Genomic DNA, 22,169 nt, shown 5'->3' with positions numbered 1-22,169 from the left:
CGCCACCTGCTCAAGGCGTGCCGCGGTGCGGTCGCGTTCGATGCTGCGCCGTCCACCGGCAAAAAGGGGCAGCCGCGCCGAGACGCCAACACTCCACTGGTCACCGCCGGTCTCGGCCAGCGACACGCCCGCCCTTTCCAGGGCGCCGACGCCGAACTGAACCAGCGGATCAGGCGACTCCCAGGGAGCCCGATCCCCCTCGCCGCCACGCGATAGCTCGGTCGCATAGCGGGCCTCCAGGCCCACCTCGGGTAGCCAGAAGGCGCGACGGCGCGAGGCAAGTTCACGCTGGGCGGCGCGACGCAGCTCGCCCAGCGCCTCGAGTTCCGCCGAGTCCCGCAGGGCGCTGGCCACCAGCCGCGACTGCCAGTCGGCGAAGCGCGCGGGATTGTCGAGAACCGCAGCGAAACGGGCATCCCCGCCCAGCCATTCGGCTCGCTCCAGGTCCGGCTCGACCGGCGAAAGCGGCATGGCCGGGTCGCGGCCGAGCCGGCGATTGAGCGCCACGCGCAGCCGCTCACGATCGGCGACCACTTGCTCGTGGCGCTCGCGGGCCTGGGCCAGCTCGGCCGCGAAGCGCGCCACCTCGCCGCGCCCCACCGCGCCGGCGGCCTCGCCGCGCCGCGCCTGGTCGTATTGGGCGCGGGCCAGGTCGAGGTCGGCCTCAAGCACCTCACGGCTGGCGTCGAGCCGTAGCAGATCCAGGACATCGCCTGCTACCTCGAGGGCCAGGTCGAGGCTCTCCACCTCGAGCTCGGCGCGCCGAGCACGGTCGAGGCGATCGGCAATGCCGATGGCGGCCAAGGCCGGCTCGGAGAAGAGCAGCTGTTCGAGCACCGCCGCACCGCTGCTCAACCGCTGGGGCTCCTGGCCGAGCGCCAACCGTGCCCGCGTCTCGTCGATCACCCGCCCGGTAGCCTCGAGATAGAGGTTGGGACGGTAGCGGGATGACGCCAGATCGCGATCGAAGGCCTCGACCTCGACCTCTTGGCGTGCCACGGCAAGCCCCAGATTGTCGGCGAGCGCCAGGGCCACGGCCCGATCAAGGCCCAGTCGACCGCCTCGCGGCGCGACGGCCCCGCCTATCAGGCGCGCACGACTGAGCAGGTCGAAGCTCGGCGGATAGCCGAGACGTGCAGCTGTCTCCAGGTTGAGCCAGGGACGCGCCAAGGTGGGCCGCTCACCCAGTGGTTCGGACCGGCGCCCGACGGCCAGATCGTCCAGGCGCAATGCCAGCATTCGCCGCCAGGCCTCATGGTCCAGCGCCTGTGGCGAGGAGAGCAGCACGCCACGCTCGACCTGACGGGCATCAGTCAGCGCCACGCTGGGCACGCCGACACCGACCAGCGTGTCGAACAGCCGGCGCTGAGCGGCCTCGTCGAGATGGGGCAGGGCCAGCACCAGCGCGGCATCGACACCACGCAGATGGGGGTCGTCAGGATCAAGGGAGGCGCCGACGGGCAGCGACACCAGCGCGATGCCATGGGCACGGGCCCCACCGGCCAGGGCGTCGACGGCGGCGTCGAGCGATCCGGGCGGGCCGATCACCACGACTCGGCTAGCGCCTGCTAGCGGCTCGAGGCCGAAAGGAGCGGAGGCGGCAAGAAAGGCGGGGGTTTCCAGGGCCTCCAATCCGGGGAGGCGAGCACCGGACCCGGGCGGGGCCGCGACCAGGGTGGGCGTGAGCCGTCCAGCCGACAGGCGCGAGAGTTCCTCGCGCAGGGCGGGGAAATCCGTCTCGCCACCCGGCAGCAGGTGCGGGGCCAGGGCGAGGTCGGCCGCCCGAACGACGGGCGGCGCCAACAGCAGGACCAGCAGCGGCACAACGAACAGGCGCTTCCATGCGGTGGCGTTCATGTCGGTCGACCGGTCGGTGAGCGAGGACCCCGAGTATAAACGACGCCTGGACGCTTGCCAGGCGAACTACCACTCCTCGCTGGTCTCGCGCAGGGCGGCGATCTCGGCCTTGGCCTCGGCGAGGCACAAGCGCAGCTCCTCCCCCAGCGCCGCACCGCTGCCCACGGCGATCAACCCCCGGGCAGCGCCGGTGGCGCGCCGGGCCGCGCCGTCATTGGCGTGAAGGGCCTCGAGCTTGCCGGTCAGCCAGGCCAGCCAGCTGTCGGGGCGTGCGGCCAGCTCGCGCAGGCGGTGCAGCTCGGCGATGCCGGCGCCCTCGGGGCCAAGCAGTTCACGCCAGTCGTGGCGCTCCAGGTGGGCGTGCTCGGTGATCTCGCGCAGCAGGGACTGCAGCGCCAGCTCGGCCAGCGCCAGGCTGCCCTCCTCCGCGGCCATGCGCCGGGCCTCGGCATGCTCGTCGTCGCCGGCCGGCACGTCGAGCAGCAGCGCCGCCTGGTAGAGCAACTGGTTGGTGCGCGCTCTCGGGGTCACTTGCGCTTGTCCTCCACCTGCCACTTGCGGCCGTCGTAGGTCGCGCGCCAGCCGGTGGCCTTGCCGGCCTCGTCGGTCATCACGAACTGCTCCCTGGCCTTGCGCGAGTAGCGGATCTGCGCCGGACGCCCGTCCGGATCCACGCTGGGGGCATCGAGCAGGTAGCGGTACTTGTCGGGCAGCTCCTCGGCGTGGGCCTTGAGCTCCTTGACCAGCGGCGGGCGGGTCTCGCGGTTCTTGGGGAACTTGCTGGCCGCCAGGAAGAGGCCGCTGGCGCCGTCGCGCAGCACATAGTGGTCCTCGACCTTCTGGCAGGCGAGCTCCGGCATGGGGATGGGATCCATCTTGGGCGGCGCCACCTCGCCGCTGCGCAGCAGCTTGCGGGTGTTCTTGCACTCGCTGTTGGTGCACCCGAAGTACTTGCCGAAACGTCCGGTCTTCAGCTGCATCTCGCTGCCGCACTTGTCGCACTCGATGGTCGGGCCATCATACCCCTTGATGCGGAACTTGCCGTGCTCGACCTCGTGGCCATCGCAATCCGGGCTGTTGCCGCAGATATGAAGCTTGCGGGTCTCGTCGATCAGGTAGCTGTCCATGGCAGTGCCGCACCTGGGACAGCGATGCTTGGCCCGCAACGCGTCGGTCTCGGCGTCCTCGCCGGCATCGGCGGCCACCGCCTCGTCGCCGGGCAACAGGTCGATGGTGGTCTTGCAGCGCTCCTTGGGCGGCAGGTTGTAGCCGGAGCAGCCCAGGAAGACCCCAGTGGAGGCGGTGCGGATCTGCATCTTTCGGCCGCAGGTCGGGCAGTCGATGTCGGTGGGCACCGGCTGGTTGGGCCGCATGCCCGCCTCGCTCTCGGCGACGGCGAGCTCCTTCTTGAACTCGGCGTAGAAGGCATCGAGCAGCGCCTGCCAGTTGCGCTCGCCCTCGGCCACTTCATCGAGGCCATCCTCCATGCGCGCGGTGAAGGAGTAGTCCATCAGGTCGGGGAAGGACTCCTTGAGGCGCTCGGTGACGATGTCGCCGAGCTTCTCGGCATAGAAGCGCCGGTTCTCCAGCTTGACGTAGCCGCGGTCCTGGATGGTGGAGATGATAGAGGCATAGGTGGAGGGGCGACCGATGCCGCGCTTCTCCAGTTCCTTGACCAGGCTCGCCTCGGTATAGCGGGCCGGCGGCTTGGTGAAGTGCTGCTGGGGGTCGAGCGCCTCCAGGCTCATGGGCGTGCCCTCGGCGAGGTCAGGCAGCGACTGGTCCTCCTCCTTGCGCCCCATCGGCTTCATCACCCGGGTATAGCCGTCGAACTTCAGCACACGCCCCTTGGCACGCAACTCATAGCCATCGACCTCGACAGTCAGGGTGCTGGAGAGGTATTCGGCAGGCGTCATCTGGCAGGCCACGAACTGGCGCCAGATCAGCTCATAGAGGCGCTCGGCATCGCGCTCCATGCCGGCCAGGTCGGTGGCCCGCCGGGCCACCTCGGAGGGACGGATCGCCTCGTGGGCCTCCTGGGCCCCCTCCTTGCTGGAGTAGCGATTGGGCGCCTCGGGCAGGTAGCGCTGGCCGAATTCACTGCCGATGAACTCGCGCACGTTCTCAACGGCATCCTTCGAGAGGTTGGTGGAATCGGTCCGCATGTAGGTGATGTAGCCGGCCTCGTAGAGGCGCTGGGCCAGGGTCATGGTCTTCTTCACCGAGAATCCCAGCCGGCCACTGGCCGCCTGCTGCAGCGTCGAGGTGATGAAGGGCGCATTGGGCTTGGAGCGCGTGGGCTTGTCTTCCCGCGCGGTGATCGCGAGGCTCGCCTTCCTGAGCGCCGCGATGCGCTCCAGCGTCTCGGCCTCGGAGGTCGGCCGGAACGTCTTGCCGTCCTGGCGGACCAGCTCGAAGCGCACCGTCTGGTCGTCGCCGGCAGGCTTCAGGTCGGCATGGACGTCCCAGAACTCCTCGGGAATGAAGGCGTGGATCTCGCGCTCGCGCTCGACGATCAGGCGGGTCGCCACGGACTGTACCCGGCCGGCGGAGAGGCCACGGGCGATCTTGGCCCACAGCAGCGGCGAGAGCATGAAGCCCACCACGCGATCGAGGAAGCGGCGCGCCTGCTGCGCCTCGACGCGCGGGATATTCAGGCTGCCGGGATCCTGGAAGGCCTCGCGGATGGCATTCTTGGTGATCTCGTTGAACACCACCCGCTTGTAGCGGGTCTCGTCGCCACCGATCGTCTCCCGCAGGTGCCAGGCGATGGCCTCCCCCTCGCGGTCAAGGTCGGTGGCGAGATAGACCGCGTCGGCCTTCTCGGCGAGCTTCTTGAGCTCAGCCACCACCTTCTCCTTGCCCGGCAGGATCTCGTAGTGCGCCTTCCAGCCATGCTCGGGATCGATACCCATGCGCCGGATCAGCTGGTCCTGGGCCTTGCGCTTGCGATGCTCGGCCTTCTCCTCCGCGGACATCTTGCGGGTCTCCGCGGCCTGGCGCGCACGCTCCTTGGGGTCCGTGGCTGCCTTGCCCGAGCCGCTGGTCGGCAGGTCACGGATGTGCCCCACGCTCGACTTCACGATGAAGTCGTTGCCGAGATACTTGTTGATCGTCTTGGCCTTGGCGGGCGACTCGACGATGACCAGTGACTTGCCCATAGTGCTCCACTGTGCTGATGGCGCCAGCTCCAACGCTGGCGCCAGACGGTTTCGGCCCGCCCTGTCCGGCGGGTGAAAAATGCGCTTACCCTACCCCAGCGGTCGCCGTCACGCCAGTCGCCGCCCGCCCCCGGTCAGGCAACCGCGACCGCCCGGGGGTGGGCGGCCTCTTGAACCTAGCTCCCCGAACACCATCACGCCAAGCCGGCAGAGGCCTCCTCCTCAACGACAGCGCCCCCGCCGGTCAGGGCGGGGGCGCTGGTGTGCCGAGGGACGACCGATCAGCCCTTGCGGGGCTTGCGCGGCGTCCGCCGACGCGGCGTGGCGCGGCTGGCCGTCTTGCGCTTGGCCGGCCCGGTGGAGCTGGTGGCCGTCTCCTGGCCCTCCGGCGAGGTGCCGCTGGCATCGGCCTCGGCGGCAGACGCGGCCTCGCTGCCCGCGGTCGACGCCTCGTCGGAGGCGCTTTCCACAGGTGCCTCGGGGCCGGCTTCACTGCCCGGCGCTTGCGCCGGCGCCTCGGCGACGGGCTCACTGGCCGGCTCCTGCGCCGGGGCCGCGGGGCTTGCCGCCTCGGCCGTCGGGGCCTTAGCGACCCCCTCACGCGGGTCGGCCTGTTCGGACGCCGGCTCGGCAGCGGGCAGCGACTCCATCAGGCTTTCCACCTCACGACGCGCCGCCTCGCCGGCCAGCGCCTCGCTGGCCAACCTGGCCTGGGCATCCCGAAGCGCCTCCTGCTCCTCCTGGGGCGCACGCTGGATGGCCTGGTGGAACAGCCCCTTGATGCGTTCGAAGCGGTCCGCCGCGTGCTCGCTCAACTCACCACTGGCCGCCAGGACATGTTCGATATGCGCCAGGTGGGCATCGATCTGGCTGGCCGTCTGCCCCTTGAGCAGGGTCGGGATAGCCTCAAGGGCTGCCTCGTGGTCCTGCTGAAGGGTGAAGAACTGCTCACGCACCATATGCTTGAAGTCGGCCAGCTGGAGGCCCGGCTCGAGCTCGGCCCGCGAGGCCCGCAGCCGCTTGAAGTTGCGCTCGTCGGTTGCCGGGGCGCCGCCCAGCACATGGATCACCGAACGCATGACCGCCTCGTGGCTGCCTCCCTCGGTGATCGCGTGGTGGACCTCCTCGCGGCGACGCTCGATGAAGCGGCGGTGCTCGGGTTCGGCGCCCGGGCGACGGCGATGCACATGGGCGTCACCGCCCAGACCCACCATGGCCTGCAGCACCGGCTGGCCGTAGAAGTCGAGGAAGAGGCGTTCGCTGCTGCTGTCGCGCAGGTCGCGCCAGGCGTTCAGGCTGCGGGTGACCTGGTCGGACAGGATGCCCTCCACCGCGCGGAAGACGTTGTCCTCGTGAACCGGATGGCGGTCGGCGCGCACCTTCTCGGCCAGCACCGGCACCGCGGTCATCAAGGGGTTGCGATCGGAGAGCAGGCGGTACCCCATGCGGTTGGGGTGCATGCGGCGCATCCACTTCGCCGATTCGGGCGTCGCCAGGGCCTGGATCCAGGGCTGCATGAACAGGCGGTAGAACCCCAGGTTGATCTCGGAGATCCGGGCCACGGTAGCGAAGCGGGTATCGTCATCGGGGCGGTGCTGGACCTCCCGGTCGAGCTCCTCGATGGTCCGCGGCGAGAACTCCAGCAGGTAGTCGCGCTCGATCAGCTCGGCATCCTCGCGCTCGGCGGCACTGGAGACTGTGGTCTCGTAGAGCCCGGGCGGCAGGACGTCGATGTAGTCCATGTTGGCGGTGAACTCGGCATGCTCCTTGCGGGAGACGCTGCCGGACACGAAGATGCCGAGATGGCCGGTGGTGTCATGGACGCAGTAGACGATGGTCTGCTCGTTGGCGATGACATCCTCGACCCCCTCGTAGAGGTCGCGCACCCAGCCCAGGGCCTGCGGCGGCGGGGTGATGTCGTCGCCCTTCGAACAGAACACCACCACCGGTGAACGCACGTTGCGCAGGTCGATGCGACGCCCGTCGGAGGTCACCAGCTGGGCCGTGGAGAGGCGGTTGCCGACGAAGAGGTTGTCGACGATGTACTGGATCTCGTCACCGCCCAGCACCACATGACCGCCCCACCAGCGCTCGAACTCCAGGTAGCGGTCCGCCTCGGTATCGACCTTGGCGTAGAGCTGATACTGCTTGCTCCACCAGGTGTTGGCGGGGTTCAGGCGCTCGAAGTTCTGGACCAGCCAGGCACCGTCGAAGAGCCCCGCCCCGAGGTCGCTGAACAGCGCCGTCATCCAGCTGCCGCCGGTCAGCCCCCCGGTATAGCGCATCGGTGCCTTGCCGCGTTCACCGGCCCAGTAGGAGAGCGGTGCGCCGGCAATGAGGATCGGGCCGAAGAGCTCCGGCTCGAGGGCCGCGGCCATCATGATCTGCCAGCCGGCCTGGCAGTTGCCGACCACCATGGGCTTCTCGGAGGTCTCCGGGTGGCGCTCGATAACGTGACGCAGGAAGGCGACCTCGGCCTCCACCACGTCCTCGACGGTCTGCCCCTGGACCGGATAGGGCAGGAAGCCGATGAAGTAGCAGGGATGCCCCGCCCGCAGGGCCACGCCGATCTCGCTGTCGGGCTTGAAGCCGCCGATGCCCGGGCCGTGGCCGGCACGCGGGTCCACCACCACGAAGGGGCGCATCTGCAGGTCAGTCTCCATGCCCTGGGGAGGGACGATGCGCAGCAGCTCATAGTTGACCGGGCGAGACAGCTGGCGCCCGTCCACCAGGACCTCGGCATCGAAGCCCAGCACGTTGGGCTTGGTCTTCTCGATATGCTCGAGGTACTGGTTGCCGCGCTGGCGCATGACATCCATGAAGAGCACGCTGCGCTCCAGGGTGTCGCGCCAGTAGTCGCAGGCAGCGCGTCCGAAACCGAACGGATCCACGAAGGGCAGCACGCTGGCTGCGGGAGTCGGTATCAGGGAATTCATCTTGAGCTCCAGGGTTGCTCGGTGCCGGGACATCTCCGACGCCGATGCATGAAATCGGGCTTTGTTGCAGTGCAATATAGCGCATGAGCGTTGCCGCTGCGAGCGCCGGATGCCGGAGTCCTAAGCGACATTCAGGGCATCCATGCCGCCGCCTCGGCCTCGCCCAGCAGCTCGACGAGGGCGCGGCGCCCGCGCCGCCAGGCCACCTCGGGGCGCCGCCCCCAGGCGACCAGGCGGGCCATTCCTCCCACCGCGGGGCGGTCCAGCCGCAGGCCGGGGCCGCCACCGAAGTGCACCGCGGGGGCGAGGGGCAACTGCCACAGCAGGGCATGTCCTCTCGCCTCGAGCCTCGACTGGCGATGGCGCAGGGGCTCGCCCGCGGCGAGCCTCAGCTGCTCGACCACCGGATCGATGCCGATCAGCGCCTCGTCGAGGGCCTCGTCGCCGGAAAGCCCCGGCGACATGGCCTCGAAGCCGATGACATTGCCGGCCACCCGGAAGGTGGCGACGACCAGCCCGACCGGGCCCAGGCTTGCCACACCCTGCACGGCGAGCTGCCCCAGGTAGCTGCGCTGTTCCGGGGTCAGCCAGGGCACGGGCGCCAGCATCGGTCCTGACCGGGGTGCATGGCGGACTGCCAGGTGCACCACCCGGCCCTGACCGTCGGCCAGCACCGGCACCCTCACCCGGCGCCCCTCCCCGACCGCGGACGCCAGCGGCAGGCCGGCCTCGCGCATCAGCCGCCACATGGCGGCACGGTCGGCCATGGCCTCGAGCATCACCGGGCCCGGGGCGATCAGACGCAGGTCGTCACGCCGGCAGGCGCCGGCAAGGGCAAGCTGGTGCTCGCCGCTTGCCTCGCCGGGGTGCAAGGCATCGCAGCCAAGCGTGCGGGCCCTGAGCACCAGGGCCTCGGGCTCCCCTTCGGCCAGGCGGAAGGCAAGGCCCAGCTCGTCGCTGGCCTGCTGCACGCGCAGTGCCGCCAGCCCCTGGGCCGCGACCAGCAGGCGCGAGAAGGCGTGGTCAGCCTGACACGACAAGAGAATGCTCCGGTGGCGGGGCGGGCAATTCCAGGAGAGGCCTCGGCGGTGCTAGCATGCGCGTGAGTCCCTCAGGAGCCGGAAGGCGTGCCGCCGGCGAACGAACCATCATGACCTCACCCCAGTTGCTCAACCGGCTGACCTTTCGCCAGCTGCAGGTATTTCGTGCCGTCTATGACCAGCACTCCTATTCGCGGGCGGCCGAGACCCTGGGACTGACCCAGCCCGCGGTCAGCGCCCAGATCCGCCAGCTCGAACAGGCCCTGGGGCAGCCGCTGTTCAAGTATGCCGGGCGCACCCTGCACCTGCTGCCCGCCGCCGATGCCCTGGCGGCCTCGACCCGGGCCATCTTCGGCCAGGTCTCGCGCCTGCAGATGACCCTCTCCGACATGGCCGGGACCATTCGCGGCGAGCTCAACCTGGCCGCGGTCTCCACGGCCCAGTATGTGGTGCCCTACCTGCTGGCCCGCTTCCGCGCCCGCTATCCGAGCGTCCAGGTGCGCCTGCGCGTCTGCAACCGCAGCCAGGCACTGGAACGGCTGGCCAAGCGATGCGACGACCTGGTGATCATGGCGCGGGTGCCCGAGGACGAGGCCCTGGCCTTCATGCCGATCCTCGACAACGAGATGATCCCCGTGGTGTGGCCCGGCCACCCGCTGCTCGAGGCCGAGGCCCCCTCCCTGGAGGACTTCGCCCGTCACTATGTGCTGATGCGCGAGCCCGGTTCCGGGGTGCGCAGCGCCTTCGAGGAGCTCGCCGCCGACCAGGACGTGCGGCTGCACCATGCCATCGAGCTGGGCAGCAACGAGGCCGTCAAGCAGGGCGTGATGGCACAGCTCGGGGTCTCGGTGCTGCCACGACTCGCGGTTCGCCTGGAGGTGGCGGCGGGCCTGCTGACGCCGCTGGCACTGCCCGGCTTTCCACTGCGCCACTCCTGGTGCACCGTGCATCCCAGGGACCGCTTCCCGACGCCGGTCACCGAGCTGTTCCTGCGCTTCGTGCGCGAGCACCTGTCCGAGCTCCACGCCCACTTCAGTGCCCCGCCGAGTCCCCTGCCAAGCCATGGCGTCGACTGCCTGCCGGTGACGGCGTACTGACCGTCAATGCCACTGACCCAGGTCACGAGCGCCGCGGGCCCGGCTGTCCAGCACGGCGAATCCTGTGGTATTTTATCAGCTTTCGACCCACGTATCATTCGACGTGCCAGGCTGCCTGGAACCGCCGATCGGCGCACTCCCGGAGACCCCGCGGCAGCGCCCTCATGGCGTCGACAGCCGGCGAGCAGAGAGGCTCACAGCTATGAGCGACACCCCCTCCCCACGCGTTTCCAGCGGCGAGAAGTACCGCAACGACCATGGCACCGCCGCCATCAAGGATGGCATGAAGGCGCGTCGCCAGGTCGAGGACGGCGCGGCCGACGGGCGCAAGCCGAAGTGGCTGCGCGCCCAGATTCCCGGCGGCGAACGCTTCGAGGCGGTCAAGAAGAACGTGGCCACCCACCGCCTCAGCACCGTCTGCGCCGAGTCTCACTGCCCCAACCAGGGCGAGTGCTGGAGCAACGGCACCGCGACCATCATGCTGATGGGCTCGGTCTGCACCCGCGCCTGCCGCTTCTGCGCGGTGGATACCGGCAACCCCAAGGGCTGGCTGGATCCCGAGGAGCCGGAGAATACCGCACGCTCGGTCGAGCTGATGGGCCTGCGCTACATCGTGCTGACCTCCGTGGACCGTGACGACCTCCCCGATGGGGGCGCCACCCATTACGCCGACTGCATCAGTGCCATCAAGGCCCGCACGCCCGAGGTGGTCGTCGAGGCGCTGACGCCGGACTTCGACGCCGCCCCCTCGGCGATCGAGCGCGTGGTCGACTCGGGGCTGGAGGTCTTCGCCCAGAACGTCGAGACGGTCGAACGGCTCACCGGACGGGTACGCGACCCCCGGGCCGGTTACCGCAAGACGCTGGACGTGCTGGCCCATGCCAAGCGTCACCGGCCGCAGGTGATCACCAAGACCAGCCTGATGCTCGGCCTCGGCGAGACCGAGGAGGAGATCCTGGCGACCTTCGACGACCTGCGGGCCATCGGCGTCGACATCGTGACCCTGGGCCAGTACCTGCGCCCCACCCGCAACCACCTGCCGGTGGAGCGCTGGGTCACCCCGGAGGAGTTCGAGCGCTATCGCGTGCTGGGCCTGGAGAAGGGCTTCATGGAGGTGCCGTCCGGCCCTCTGGTGCGCTCCAGCTACCGGGCCGACCGGGTGTTCGAGAAGAACAACCTGGGCCTGGCGGCCCCCGCCGAGGTGCCGGGCCAGCAAGCCGACCCGAACCGTATCGACGCGGTCAACGTGGGCTAAGCACCAAGCGGCCAAGCGGCCAAGCGGCCAAGCAATCCAGAGTGAGCCCCGGAACAAAAACACCCCCCGAAGACCATTGCCTTCGGGGGTTGCTTGTGGCTCGGCACATGGCGCTGGCCGGGGCTTGTTCTACCTCAGCACCTGCCGCCCATCACAGGTCAGCTTGGCGGCTCGGCGCTTGGCTGCTTGGCGCTGTTAACTCCCGCCCCAGTTCCCGCGCCAGGCACTCGGCCAGGCGCTCTCCCACCGCCTCGACGCCTGGGCAGTCATTGCAGAGATCCGCCAGCCGCGTCATGGCCATGCCGGCATAGCCGCAGGGATTGATCCGCGTGAACGGAGAGAGGTCACCGTTAACGTTGAGGGCCACCCCATGGAAGCTGGCGCCGCGACGGATCCTCAGTCCCAGCGAGGCGATCTTGGCCTCCCCCACATAGACGCCGGGCGCATCGGGACGCGCGTGGGCCACCACGCCATGCTCGGCCAGCAAGGCAATCACCGCATTCTCCAGGGCGCTGACCAGGTCGCGCACCCCCAGCCGCGAGCGCCGAACGTCGAGCAGCGGGTAGAGCACGACCTGACCGGGCCCATGGTAGGTCACCTGACCGCCGCGGTCGGTGGCCACCACCGGAATGTCACCGGGCATCAGCAGGTGTTCGGGCCTGCCGGCCTGTCCCTGGGTGAACACCGGATCATGCTCGACCAGCCAGAACTGGTCGGGCGTCTGTGCATCGCGGCCGTCGGTGAGGTCACGCATGGCCTGCCAGACGGGCGTATAGGGCCGACGGCCCAGGCGATGCAACTGGATGGGTGACAGCACGCTATCGTCTGCCATCAGACGACCATGTGCACGCGGCCGGTGGCCTTGAGCTCATCGAAGAGCGCCTTGAGCTGCACCTCGCCGGTGGCGCGGATCGTCAGGCGCAACGACTGGAAGCGGCCCCGGCGGCTGGGCACCACCTGGATGCCACTCGCGTCAAAGCCCGGGTCATGCCGGATGACGATCTGGCAGACCGTGGCGGCGAAATCCTCGGCGGCATCGCCGACGACCTTGATCGGGTAGTCGCAGGGAAAGGTGATCTTCGGCGGCTTGCCACCCGCCTGGCGACGGGGCTTGCGAAGGTCACGCAGGGAGTTGTCGTTCATGAAGCCTTCCGGCGGGTCGTGGATATCCGAGCATTTTACTCAACCGGGCGTGGGAGACCAACGCCGAGCGGTCAAGGGGTCAAGGGGTCAAGGGAGCATGGGATCAAGAAGCAAGCCAAGAGGTTGCTTGCTCCTTGATCCTTGTGCCTTGCGGCTGGCCGAAGGCCCTAGTCGAACCAGCCGCCGATCAGGTTGGTGAAGAAGCGCCGCACCTGGTCGAAGAAGCGCTTGAACAGCCCCCCCTCCTCGACGTTCTCGAGGGCGACCAGGGGACGCTCGCCGACCACCTCCTCGCCCTGGCGCACCTCCATGGTCCCCACCCGGTCCCCGGCCGCGATGGGCGCGGTGAGGTCGGCCTGGATGTCGAGCTTGGCGGTGAGCTCCTCGCTGCGGGCGCGCGGTACGGTCATGACCACGTTGCGATCGACGCCGACGCGCAACTCGTTCTTGTCGCCGCCCCAGACCCGTGGCGTGTTGAGCACGGCGCCGGCGTCATAGAGCTTGAGGGTCTCGTAGTAGCGGAAGCCGTAGCTGAGCAGCTTCTGGGTCTCCTGGGCGCGGGCCTCCTCGGACGCGGTACCCATGACCACCGAGATCAGGCGCATGTCGTCGCGCTTGGCCGAGGCCACCAGGCAGTAGCCCGCGGCCTCGGTCCAGCCGGTCTTCAGGCCGTCGACGCTGCTGTCGCGCCACAGCAACCGGTTGCGGTTGGGCTGCTCGATGCCACCATAGGTGAACTGCTTGCTGGCGTAGTTGGCGTAGTGCTCCGGGTAGTCGTTGATGATGTGCTGGGAGAGCAGCGCCAGGTCGCGGGCCGAGGAGTAGTGGTTGTCGTCGGGCAGGCCGGTGGCATTGACGAAGTTGGTGTTGTGCATGCCCAGCCGGGTGGCGTGCTGGTTCATCAGGTCGGCGAAGGGGCGCTCGCCGCCGGCCAGGTGCTCGGCCATGGCCACGCTGGCATCGTTGCCCGAGACGATGATGATGCCCTTGAGCAGCTCTTCGACCGTCACCAGGGTGTCGACCTCGATGAACATCTTGGAGCCCCCGGTGCGCCAGGCCTTCTCGCTGACGGGCACCAGGTCCCCCGGCGAGATGTTGCCCCGGTCGAGCTCGCGCTCAACGAGGTAGGCCGTCATCAGCTTGGTCAGGCTGGCCGGCGGCAGGCGCTCGTCGGCGTTGTGCTCCACCAGCACCCGCCCGCTGTCGGCATCCATCAGGATCCAGGAGCTGGCCGCCAGCTGGGGCGGCGAGGGGATCATGGTCTGCGGGGTCGGGATCACCTGGGCCGTGGCCTGTGACACGACCAGCAGCAGGCTGATCAGCAGCGGCAGCAGCCGGCAGCGGCGGAAGAAAGGCGTGAATCTCATGGCAGGGGTTCTCATCAAGGGCATCGCGGGGTGGTTCGAAAAAGGGGCACCGACTCAGTCGGCATCGTTGACGACAAAGGCCTGGGCAAAGCCCGCCCGGCGCAGCTGCTCGCGGACAGGGTCCACCTGGCCGGCATCGTCCAGGGGGCCGACCTGGACCCGATGCAGGCCGGTGGCACTGGCGACGCGCACGGGGCGGTCGATCTCGCCCTCCAGGCGCGACTTGAGCTGCCGGGCACTGTCGGCGGAGCCCAGGGCCGCGACCTGCAGGAAGACGCCGCCGCCGGCCATGGGCCGGACGCGGGCGGCCGCAGGAGCGGCGGGGGCCGGTGCCACGGCTTCGCTGCGGGGCGAGGGGCCCCCTGCCGCCCGGGAGGCATCGCCGTTGTCGGCGATCCAGCGCTCCACGTCGATGGCCTCTACCTTCACCCGGCCGGTGCCCTGCTCGAGGATACCCAGGCGGGCCGCCGCCGCGTAGGAGAGGTCGATCTCGCGGTCGCTATGGAAGGGGCCACGGTCGTTGACCCGCACGATCGCCGAGCGCCCGTTGTCCAGGCTGGTGACACGGACGAAGCTCGGCAGGGGCAGGGAGCGGTGGGCGGCGCTCATCTTGTACATGTCGTAGATCTCGCCATTGGAGGTCGCATAGCCATGGAACTTCTCGCCGTACCAGGAGGCCCTGCCCTGGCGGCTGTAGCCACTGGCATCCGCCATCACCTCATAGCGCTTGCCCCACACCTCGTAGGGCGACTTGTTGCCTCCCCTGGAGCGCGCCTCGCGACGCGGCTCCGCGTCGGGCACCTCGGCGACATCGGGCGGGTCCTCAGGATAGGCATCACCGGAGAGCGCATACCGCTCACCGCTTCCCGAGGTGACGGGCGCCTGGCCGGACGCCTCTCCCGAGGAAGGACGGGAACCACCACCACCTCCGGCACAGCCGGCCAGCAGCAGCAGCACGCTCAGGGCGGCAAAGGTGCGTCTCATGAGGCCTCCTCCGGAGTGGTGTCGGTGGCGTCGAGCCAGTGGGCCTCCAGGCCGCGCGCATCGGCAATCGCCTCGGCCAGCTCGGTCACCGCCATGGCATAGAGATGACTGTGGTTATAGCGGGTGATCACGTAGAAATTGTGCTCGCCGAGCACGTAGCGCCAGGCGTCCTCCCCAACCTCCAGCGCCACCGGCAGCAGGCGATGCTCGTCGGCCAGCGCGCCCGGGACCTCGAGGCCCGCCGCGGCGAGTTGTGCTGCCGGCACCGCGGGGGGCCGTGCGGCGCGATTGAAGTCGATCTCCTCGGGAGGCGTGGCGGGGCCCTCGGCCTCGTGGTAGATCGGCTCACCAGCGCGCCAGCCATGCTCGGCGAAGTAGTTGGCCACACTGCCGATGGCGTCCACCGGATTGGTCCAGAGGTCGCGCAGGCCATCGCCGTCGAAGTCCACGGCGTAGGCGCGGTAGCTGGTGGGAATGAACTGCGGATAGCCCATGGCCCCCGCGTAGGAGCCGGTCAGGCTGCCGGGAGCCCGCTCCTCCTCGTAGGCGATCTCCAGGAAGGCGGCCAGTTCACTGCGGAAGAAGCTCCCCCGGCTGGGGTGATGGAAGGCCAGGGTTGCCAGGGAATCGAGGACCCGGTGGCGGCCGGTGACGCCACCGTAGCGGGTCTCCACGCCGAGGATGGCGGCGATGACCTCCGGGGGCACGCCATACTCGACCTCGGCCCGCTCGAAGGCCGCCGGGTGGGCCTCGATGAAGGCGACCCCGTTGGCGATGCGTGGGGCATCCAGGAAGATGGCGCGATACTCGTGCCAGGTGAGGCGGCGTTCAGCGGCACCGGCCATGGCATCCAGGACCGTCTGGCGGAACTCGGCCTCCGCCAGGGCCGCCTGGAGCCAGTCGCGGTCGACGCCCTTGTCGACCAGCTCCTCCACCAGGCGCCGTGCCTCGGGATGGCGCTGAGGATCGAAGTCCGCCGCCAGGCCGGTCGTCGCCCCCCATGCCAGCAGCCCTCCCGCGAGCCAGGCCATCCAGCGCTTTCTCCGTGGTGACGACACCGTCATCGTTGCTCTCCCTGAATGCTGAATGCTGCCTAGCGCGGCAGCAGGCGGCGGTGGGCATGAATGGCCATGAGAATACCGAAACCCGCCATCAAGGTCACGCTGGAGGTCCCCCCGTAGCTGACCAGCGGGAGCGGCACGCCGACCACCGGCAGGATGCCGCTGACCATGCCCACGTTGACGAACACATAGATGAAGAAGGTCAGGATGATGCTGCCCGCCACCAGGCGCCCGAACGTCTCCTGGGCGGCGCCGGCGAGCCAGAGCCCGCGTCCCACGATCAGTAGGTAGAGCAGCAGGAAGGCCAGCATCCCCACCAGCCCGAACTCCTCGCCGAGCACCGCGACGATGAAGTCGGTATGGCGCTCGGGCAGGAACTCCAGCTGCGACTGGGTGCCCTGCAGCCAGCCCTTGCCCCAGAAGCCCCCGCTGCCGATGGCGGTGGTCGACTGGATGATGTTCCAGCCCGCGCCCAGCGGGTCGCTCTCGGGGTCGAGGAAGGTCAGAACCCGCTGGCGCTGGTAGTTGTGCATGTTCATCCACAGCAGCGGCAGCGCGGCCGCCGCCAGCGCGCCACAGAACAGGATGAAGCGCCAGGAGAGCCCCGCCAGCAGGATCACGAAGACCCCGGCAACGGTGACCAGCAGCGAAGTGCCGAGGTCGGGCTGCTTGGCGATCAGCACCACCGGCAGGCCGATGATCACCGCGCAGACCACCAGGTCGCGCCAGCGCGGGGGAAGCGGCTGGCGGCTCAGCCAGGCGGCGACCATCATCGGCATGGCCAGCTTCATCAGCTCCGAGGGCTGGAAGCGGATCACCCCGGGAATCACCAGCCAGCGCTGGGCGCCCATGCCCATGTCGCCGATCAGTTCCACGGCCACCAGCATCAGCACGCCGGCCACGTAGACCGGTGGCGTCCAGCGCAGCAGGGTCGTCGGCGAGAGCTGGGCGAGTCCTGCCATCACCACCAGGGCCACGCCGAAGCGGATCGCCTGGGCCGTCACCACCGGCAGGCGCTGGCCACTGGCACTGTAGAGCACCACCAGACCGGCCAGCATCAGCACGAGAAGCATGCCGAGCAGCCAGGGGTCCAGGTGGATCCGCTCCCAGAGGCTGCGCCGCCGGGCGATGCCGCTCAGGGAGGGCTTCACGGGATGGGCCCGCAGGCCACGGGTCAGCTCGCTCCAGCTCATCGTCAGTTCCCCGCCACCCGGCCGTCCTCGCGCTCGAGCACCTCGCGCACCTCCTCGGTATCCGGGGCCTCGTCCTCGAGCAGCCAGGCGTCGATCATCGCCTTGGCCAGGTGGGCGGCATGGGTGCTGCCCCCGCCGGCATTCTCGACGATCACCGCCACGGCAATCTGGGGATCCTCCACCGGGGCGAAGGCCATGAACAGGGCATGGTCGCGCAGCCGCTCCTTGAGCTCGTCGGCGTTGTACTTCTGGTCCTGGCCCAGGGAGAACACCTGAGCGGTACCGGACTTGCCGGCCATGCGGTACTCCAGGTCCTTGCCGATGCGCCGCGCGGTCCCCTCATGGCCCGAGACCACCTTTTCCATGCCGGAGAAGACCCGGTCCCACCACCCCTCGTTGCCGAGCGTGATATCGGGCGGGGTATCCGGCAGTTCGACGGGCACCTGCTCGTCACCGACCCGCCGGGCCAGGCGCGGCTTGACCCACTGGCCGCGGTTGGCCAGCACCGCCGTGGCGGTGGCCAGCTGCAGCGGGGTGAGCTGCCAGTAGCCCTGGCCGATGCCCACCGAGAGGGTCTCGCCGGGGTACCAGGGCTGGTTGAAGCGCCCGCGCTTCCAGTCCCGTGAGGGCATCAGTGCATCGCTCTCGCCCTGGACGTCATGGGCGACGCGCTGACCGAAGCCGAAGGCCGACATGTTCTCGTGGATGCGATCGATGCCCAGGTCATGGGCCAGGGAATAGAAATAGGTGTTGTTGGAGACGGCGATGGCGCGTTCCAGATCGACGCGGCCATGCCCCCAGCGCAGCCAGTTGCGGTAGCGCCGGGAGTCGTTGGGCAGCTGGTAGTAGCCGGGGTCGCGGATGGTGGTGTCGGGGGTGATCTTGCCCTCGGCCAGCCCCGCCAGCGCCAGGAAAGGCTTGATGGTGGAGCCCGGCGGATAGTGACCGCGGATCGCCCGGTTGTAGAGCGGCAGGTCCAGGTCCTCCTGCAGCGCCCGGTAGGAGGCGACGTCGATGCCGGTGACGAACTGGTTGCTGTCGAACCCCGGCACCGACGCCAGGGCGAGGATCTCGCCGCTCGGCGGGGCGATCGCCACGATGGAGCCGCGACGGCCGTCGAGCAGCTCCACGGCGAGCTTCTGCAGCTCGCTGTCCAGCGTCAGGGTCAGGTCCTTGCCCGGCACCGGGTCGGTGTGACCGAGCTCGCGCAGCACTCGGCCGCGGGCATTGGTCTCCACCTTGCGCAGCCCCGCCTGGCCGTGCAGTTCGTCCTCGTAGAAGCGCTCCACCCCCGTCTTGCCGATGAAGTGGGTGCCGGCATAGTTGCCCGAATCCAGGCCCGCGAGCTCCTCGGCGTTGATCCGCCCTACATAGCCCAGGGCGTGCACCATGGTCTCGGCATCGGGATAGTAGCGCAGCAGCTGGGCCTCCACCTCGACGCCAGGCAGGCGATGACGATTGACCGCGAGCCGGGCGATCTGCTGCTCCTCGAGGTCGCTCATCAGCAGTGCCGGCTGGAAGGGACGCTGGCGCTGGCGGGACCGTACCCGGAAGGCCTCGACCTCCTCCTCGGGAATCTCCAGCAGGTCGACCAGCAGCGACAAGGTGGCATCGAGGTCCTCGACCCGTTCGCGGACCAGGGTGAGGTTGTAGGTAGGGCGGTTCTCGGCCAGCAGCACGCCGTTGCGATCGTAGATCAGGCCACGCGTGGGCGGCAGCGGCTCGACCCGCACCCGGTTCTTCTCGGAGCGGGTGCTGTAGACCTCGTGCTGCACCACCTGCAGGTAGAACAGCCGCCCGCCCAGGAGCCCGGTCAGGCACACCACCACCAGCACGGCCAGCAGCGAGCGCATGCGGAAGACACGCAGCTCCTGTTCCGGGTTCTTCAGGGTTTCGCGGCGCCGACGCATGCTCGGTGATGACCTCGGTATTAATGAGCAGAAGAGCCTTCAGCGGCCCTGGAAAAAGAAGAGCCTTCAGCTGCTCTGGAACAAGAGAGCCTTTCAGTGGCTCTGGAAAAAGAGCCTTCAGCGGCTCTGGAACATGAGCCTTCAGCGGCCCTGGAACAAGAGCCTTCAGCGCAACTGGATCAGCGAGTCTGCCGCGATGACGGGGCAGAACTCGGGCGTCAGCGATGATAGGGATGGCCGACCAGCAGGGTCCAGGCACGGTAGAGCTGCTCGGCCAGCAGGATGCGCACCAGCGGATGGGGAAGCGTCAGCGGCGACAGCGACCAGTGCTGGTCGGCACTCGCCGAGAGCGACGGCTCCAGCCCATCCGGCCCCCCGACCAGCAGCACCACGTCACGCCCCTCGAGGCGCCAGGCGTCGGTTTCCCGGGCCAGTTGTTCGGTGCTCAAGGCCTTGCCCCCGACCTCCAGGGCGACCAGGTGCTCCCCACCCTTGAGGCGCCCCCGGATGCGCTCGGCCTCCAGGGCCATGGCCCGGGTCACATCGGCATTCTTGCCGCGCTGCCCCGGCGCGATCTCCTCCACCTCCAGGGAGAAGTCCCTGGGCAGGCGCTTGCGATACTCCTCGACACCCCGCGACACCCAGTCGGGCATGCGCGTGCCCACCGCCAGCAGGCGGAGCCTCATGAACCGGGCACCCCTTCCTCGAGACGGGATTCCGCATCGCTTGGCAGGTCGGCCCAGAGTCGCTCCAGGTCATAGAGCTGCCGGGTCTCGGGCAGCATCACGTGCACCACCAGGTTGCCCAGGTCGACCAGCACCCAGTCGGCGCCGTTCTCCCCCTCGACACCCAGCGGTGGAATGCCCTGCTCCTTGGCGGCCTGGACCACATGGTCGGCGAGCGCCGCCACATGGCGGCTGGAGGTACCGCTGGCCACCACCATCAGGTCGGTCACGCTAGTCAGCCGTGAGACATCCAGGACGGCAATGTCCTGGGCCTTGAGGTCCTCCAGTGCGTCGATCACCAGAGTCTTGAGTGCGTCGATATGCATAGCCCTTCGTGTCAGCCCTTCGTCAGCGGGAAATCCTCACCCCCATTGTACCGGCTCGACGCCCGCGTGGGCAGCACTCAGCCATGCCGATAGAGGCCCCGCGACAGGAGATGCGCCTCCACCGCCTCCGGCAGCAGGTAGCGCACGCTAAGGCCCGATGCCAGGCGCCGGCGCACCTCGGTGGCCGAGATCGCCATGCGCGATGGCAGCCTGAGGCGCAGCAGCCGCCCGGCGGGGCGGGCCATCAGCGCCTCGCCCTCCTCGACCTCGCGCCCGGCCAGCAGGTCGACCAGCGCCTCGGGCAGCGCCGCCTGGTGGTCCGGTCGATCGATCACCACGACATGGGCCAGCGCGAAGAGCCGCTCCGGCTCGTGCCAGTCGGCCAGCCGCAGGAAGGCATCGTGGCCCAGCGCCATTACCAGGCGCGCATCCGCGCCCAGCTCGCGGCGCAGGGAGGCAAGGGTATCGGCACTGTAGGAGGGACCCTCACGCTCGAGCTCCCGAGGGTCGGCGACCAGGCCCGGCGTGTCACCGATCCCCAGCCGCAGCAGGGCGAGGCGGTCGGCGGCCGAGACCCGGGGCTCGCCGCGCAGCGGCGGCATGGCGGCGGGCACCATGTGCACCCGATCCAGGGCCAGCGCCTCGCGAAGCTCCACGGCGCTGCGCAGGTGACCCAGGTGGACCGGATCGAAGGTGCCGCCGAGCATGGCGACCCGGGGCGGGCTCGGCGGGTCGCGCTCGGCCCTGACGGGCAGGCCAGTCAGGCTCACCGGCGCACCTGGCCGTCGCCGAGCACCACGTACTTGCGGGTGGTCAGCCCCTCGAGCCCCACGGGGCCCCGGGCATGCAGGCGATCGGTGGAGATGCCGATCTCGGCACCCAGCCCGTACTCGAAGCCGTCGGCGAAGCGGGTCGAGGCGTTGACCATCACCGAGCTCGAGTCCACCTCGGCGAGGAAGCGGCGCGCCAGGCCATAGTGCTCGGTGACGATGGCGTCGGTATGGCGCGAGCCATAGCGCTCGATATGCGCCATCGCGGCATCGATGCCATCGACCACGCGGATGGCCAGCACCGGGGCCAGGTACTCCGCCTGCCAGTCCGCCTCGGTGGCTTCAAGGATGTCACCGAGGATCGCCCGGGTCCGCTCGCAGCCGCGCAGCTCGACGCCATGCTCGCCATAGGCGCGGGCCAGGGTCGGCAGCAGGGTCTCGGCCACCGGCGCATCGACCAGCAGGGTCTCCATGGTGTTGCAGGTGCCGTAGCGATGGGTCTTGGCATTGACCGCGATGGCCAGGGCCTTGTCGGGGTCGGCACTGGCATCGATATAGACGTGGCAGACGCCGTCGAGGTGCTTGATCACCGGCACCCGCGCCTCCCGGGTGATGCGCTCGATCAGCGACTTGCCGCCACGCGGGATGATCACGTCGACGTACTCCGGCATGCTGATCAGGCGGCCCACGGCGGCCCTGTCGGTGGTGGCCACCACCTGGACGGCTCCCTCGGGAAGGCCGGCCCGCGCCAGGCCGGCGCGAATGCAGGCGGCGATGGCGGCGTTGGAGTCGCGTGCCTCGGACCCGCCCCGCAGGATGGCCGCGTTGCCGGACTTCAGGCACAGGCTCGCCGCCTCCAGGGTGACGTTGGGACGCGACTCGTAGATGATGCCGATCACCCCGAGGGGCACGCGCATCTGGCCCACCTGGATGCCGCTGGGCCGCGAGCGCAGGCCGTCGATCTCGCCGACCGGGTCCGGCAGGGCAGCGACCTGGGCGAGCCCGTCGATCATGGCATCGAGGCGCGTGTCGTCCAGCGCCAGCCGGTCGAGCAGCGCCGCCTCCAGGCCACTCTCGCGCCCCCGGGCGAGGTCGCGGGCGTTGGCGGCCAGCACCTCGCCCCGGGCCTGCTCGAGGTGCTCGGCCATGGCCAGCAGGGCGGCATTCTTGGCCGCGGTATCGACGCGACGCATCCGGGTGGCCGCCTCGCGGGCGCCCTGCCCCAGGCGCTGCATGTAGGCGTCGACATCGCCGATATCGGGGGTCGCGGGGTCGTGGTCCGAGCGGGAGGCTTGAGCTGTCATGCCGTTGCGTGTCTCCTGGGGCCGGCGACGCCGCGACAAG

At 69.4% G+C, this 22,169-nt stretch carries 18 protein-coding genes; 2 read left to right on the top strand and 16 right to left on the bottom strand.

Annotated features, from left to right (window positions below):
* From SCI24_RS00645 to SCI24_RS00625, 5 genes are all read right to left on the bottom strand, one after another.
* Positions 1-1,857: TolC family protein (locus SCI24_RS00645; RefSeq protein ID WP_318723441.1), on the bottom strand; the 1,857-nt coding region annotated here is incomplete at its 3' end.
* Between the two features lie 66 nt (positions 1,858-1,923).
* Positions 1,924-2,388, bottom strand: a complete 465-nt coding sequence (locus tag SCI24_RS00640; protein WP_318723440.1) for a DUF6586 family protein — start codon at positions 2,386-2,388, stop codon at positions 1,924-1,926.
* On the bottom strand, positions 2,385-5,018 hold the full coding sequence (gene topA / locus SCI24_RS00635) for a type I DNA topoisomerase (protein WP_318723439.1): 2,634 nt from the start codon (positions 5,016-5,018) through the stop codon (positions 2,385-2,387). Before topA ends, SCI24_RS00640 begins: the two co-directional genes overlap by 4 nt.
* Positions 5,019-5,299: 281 nt before the next feature.
* Positions 5,300-7,954, bottom strand: a complete 2,655-nt coding sequence (locus tag SCI24_RS00630) for a DUF3141 domain-containing protein (protein ID WP_318723438.1) — start codon at positions 7,952-7,954, stop codon at positions 5,300-5,302.
* Positions 7,955-8,085: 131 nt separating this feature from the next.
* Positions 8,086-8,994, bottom strand: a complete 909-nt coding sequence (locus SCI24_RS00625; protein ID WP_318723437.1) for a hypothetical protein — start codon at positions 8,992-8,994, stop codon at positions 8,086-8,088.
* A gap of 110 nt (positions 8,995-9,104) precedes the next feature.
* On the opposite strand from SCI24_RS00625, the gene SCI24_RS00620 reads away from it, so the two are divergent.
* Both SCI24_RS00620 and lipA read left to right on the top strand, forming a co-directional pair.
* On the top strand, positions 9,105-10,091 hold the full coding sequence (locus SCI24_RS00620) for a LysR family transcriptional regulator (protein ID WP_318723436.1): 987 nt from the start codon (positions 9,105-9,107) through the stop codon (positions 10,089-10,091).
* 202 nt (positions 10,092-10,293) lie between these two features.
* Positions 10,294-11,346, top strand: coding sequence for a lipoyl synthase (gene lipA / locus SCI24_RS00615; protein WP_318723435.1), 1,053 nt, complete (start codon positions 10,294-10,296; stop codon positions 11,344-11,346).
* A 151-nt stretch (positions 11,347-11,497) separates the two neighbouring features.
* Here the strand turns inward: lipA and lipB are convergent, their stop codons facing one another.
* From lipB to SCI24_RS00560, 11 genes are all read right to left on the bottom strand, one after another.
* Positions 11,498-12,178, bottom strand: a complete 681-nt coding sequence (gene lipB, locus SCI24_RS00610; RefSeq protein WP_318723434.1) for a lipoyl(octanoyl) transferase LipB — start codon at positions 12,176-12,178, stop codon at positions 11,498-11,500.
* On the bottom strand, positions 12,178-12,489 hold the full coding sequence (locus SCI24_RS00605) for a DUF493 domain-containing protein (protein ID WP_318723433.1): 312 nt from the start codon (positions 12,487-12,489) through the stop codon (positions 12,178-12,180). The genes lipB and SCI24_RS00605 overlap by 1 nt, the downstream gene beginning before the upstream one ends.
* Before the next feature lie 167 nt (positions 12,490-12,656).
* Positions 12,657-13,856, bottom strand: coding sequence for a D-alanyl-D-alanine carboxypeptidase family protein (locus tag SCI24_RS00600; RefSeq protein ID WP_318723432.1), 1,200 nt, complete (start codon positions 13,854-13,856; stop codon positions 12,657-12,659).
* A 54-nt stretch (positions 13,857-13,910) separates the two neighbouring features.
* Positions 13,911-14,840, bottom strand: a complete 930-nt coding sequence (locus tag SCI24_RS00595; RefSeq protein WP_318723431.1) for a septal ring lytic transglycosylase RlpA family protein — start codon at positions 14,838-14,840, stop codon at positions 13,911-13,913.
* Positions 14,837-15,904 (bottom strand): lytic murein transglycosylase B, encoded by a 1,068-nt coding sequence (gene mltB / locus SCI24_RS00590; RefSeq protein WP_318723430.1) that lies wholly within the window; start codon positions 15,902-15,904, stop codon positions 14,837-14,839. The genes SCI24_RS00595 and mltB overlap by 4 nt, the downstream gene beginning before the upstream one ends.
* 29 nt (positions 15,905-15,933) lie before the next feature.
* Positions 15,934-17,094 carry a rod shape-determining protein RodA gene (gene rodA / locus SCI24_RS00585; protein WP_318723429.1) on the bottom strand — a complete coding sequence of 387 codons (1,161 nt, stop codon included), beginning with the start codon at positions 17,092-17,094 and terminating at the stop codon, positions 15,934-15,936.
* 2 nt (positions 17,095-17,096) lie between these two features.
* A complete protein-coding gene (mrdA, locus tag SCI24_RS00580; RefSeq protein ID WP_318723428.1) occupies positions 17,097-19,004 on the bottom strand; it encodes a penicillin-binding protein 2 in 1,908 nt (635 codons plus the stop codon).
* Positions 19,005-19,222: 218 nt separating this feature from the next.
* Positions 19,223-19,690 (bottom strand): 23S rRNA (pseudouridine(1915)-N(3))-methyltransferase RlmH, encoded by a 468-nt coding sequence (gene rlmH, locus SCI24_RS00575; protein ID WP_318723427.1) that lies wholly within the window; start codon positions 19,688-19,690, stop codon positions 19,223-19,225.
* Entirely contained in the window at positions 19,687-20,055 is a 369-nt protein-coding gene (gene rsfS / locus SCI24_RS00570; RefSeq protein ID WP_318723426.1) for a ribosome silencing factor, read from the bottom strand. The genes rlmH and rsfS overlap by 4 nt, the downstream gene beginning before the upstream one ends.
* Before the next feature lie 77 nt (positions 20,056-20,132).
* Positions 20,133-20,762: a nicotinate-nucleotide adenylyltransferase gene (gene nadD, locus SCI24_RS00565; protein WP_318723445.1), complete on the bottom strand. Its 630-nt coding sequence runs from the start codon at positions 20,760-20,762 to the stop codon at positions 20,133-20,135.
* Positions 20,763-20,821: 59 nt separating this feature from the next.
* Positions 20,822-22,129: a glutamate-5-semialdehyde dehydrogenase gene (locus SCI24_RS00560; protein WP_318723425.1), complete on the bottom strand. Its 1,308-nt coding sequence runs from the start codon at positions 22,127-22,129 to the stop codon at positions 20,822-20,824.
* Between the last annotated feature and the right edge of the window lie 40 nt (positions 22,130-22,169).

The organism is Halomonas sp. (assembly GCF_033549285.1).
Classification (GTDB): Bacteria; Pseudomonadota; Gammaproteobacteria; order Pseudomonadales; family Halomonadaceae; genus Halomonas.
Note: the sequence above shows the minus strand (reverse complement) of the source record. Positions and strands in the feature narration are given on the sequence as shown.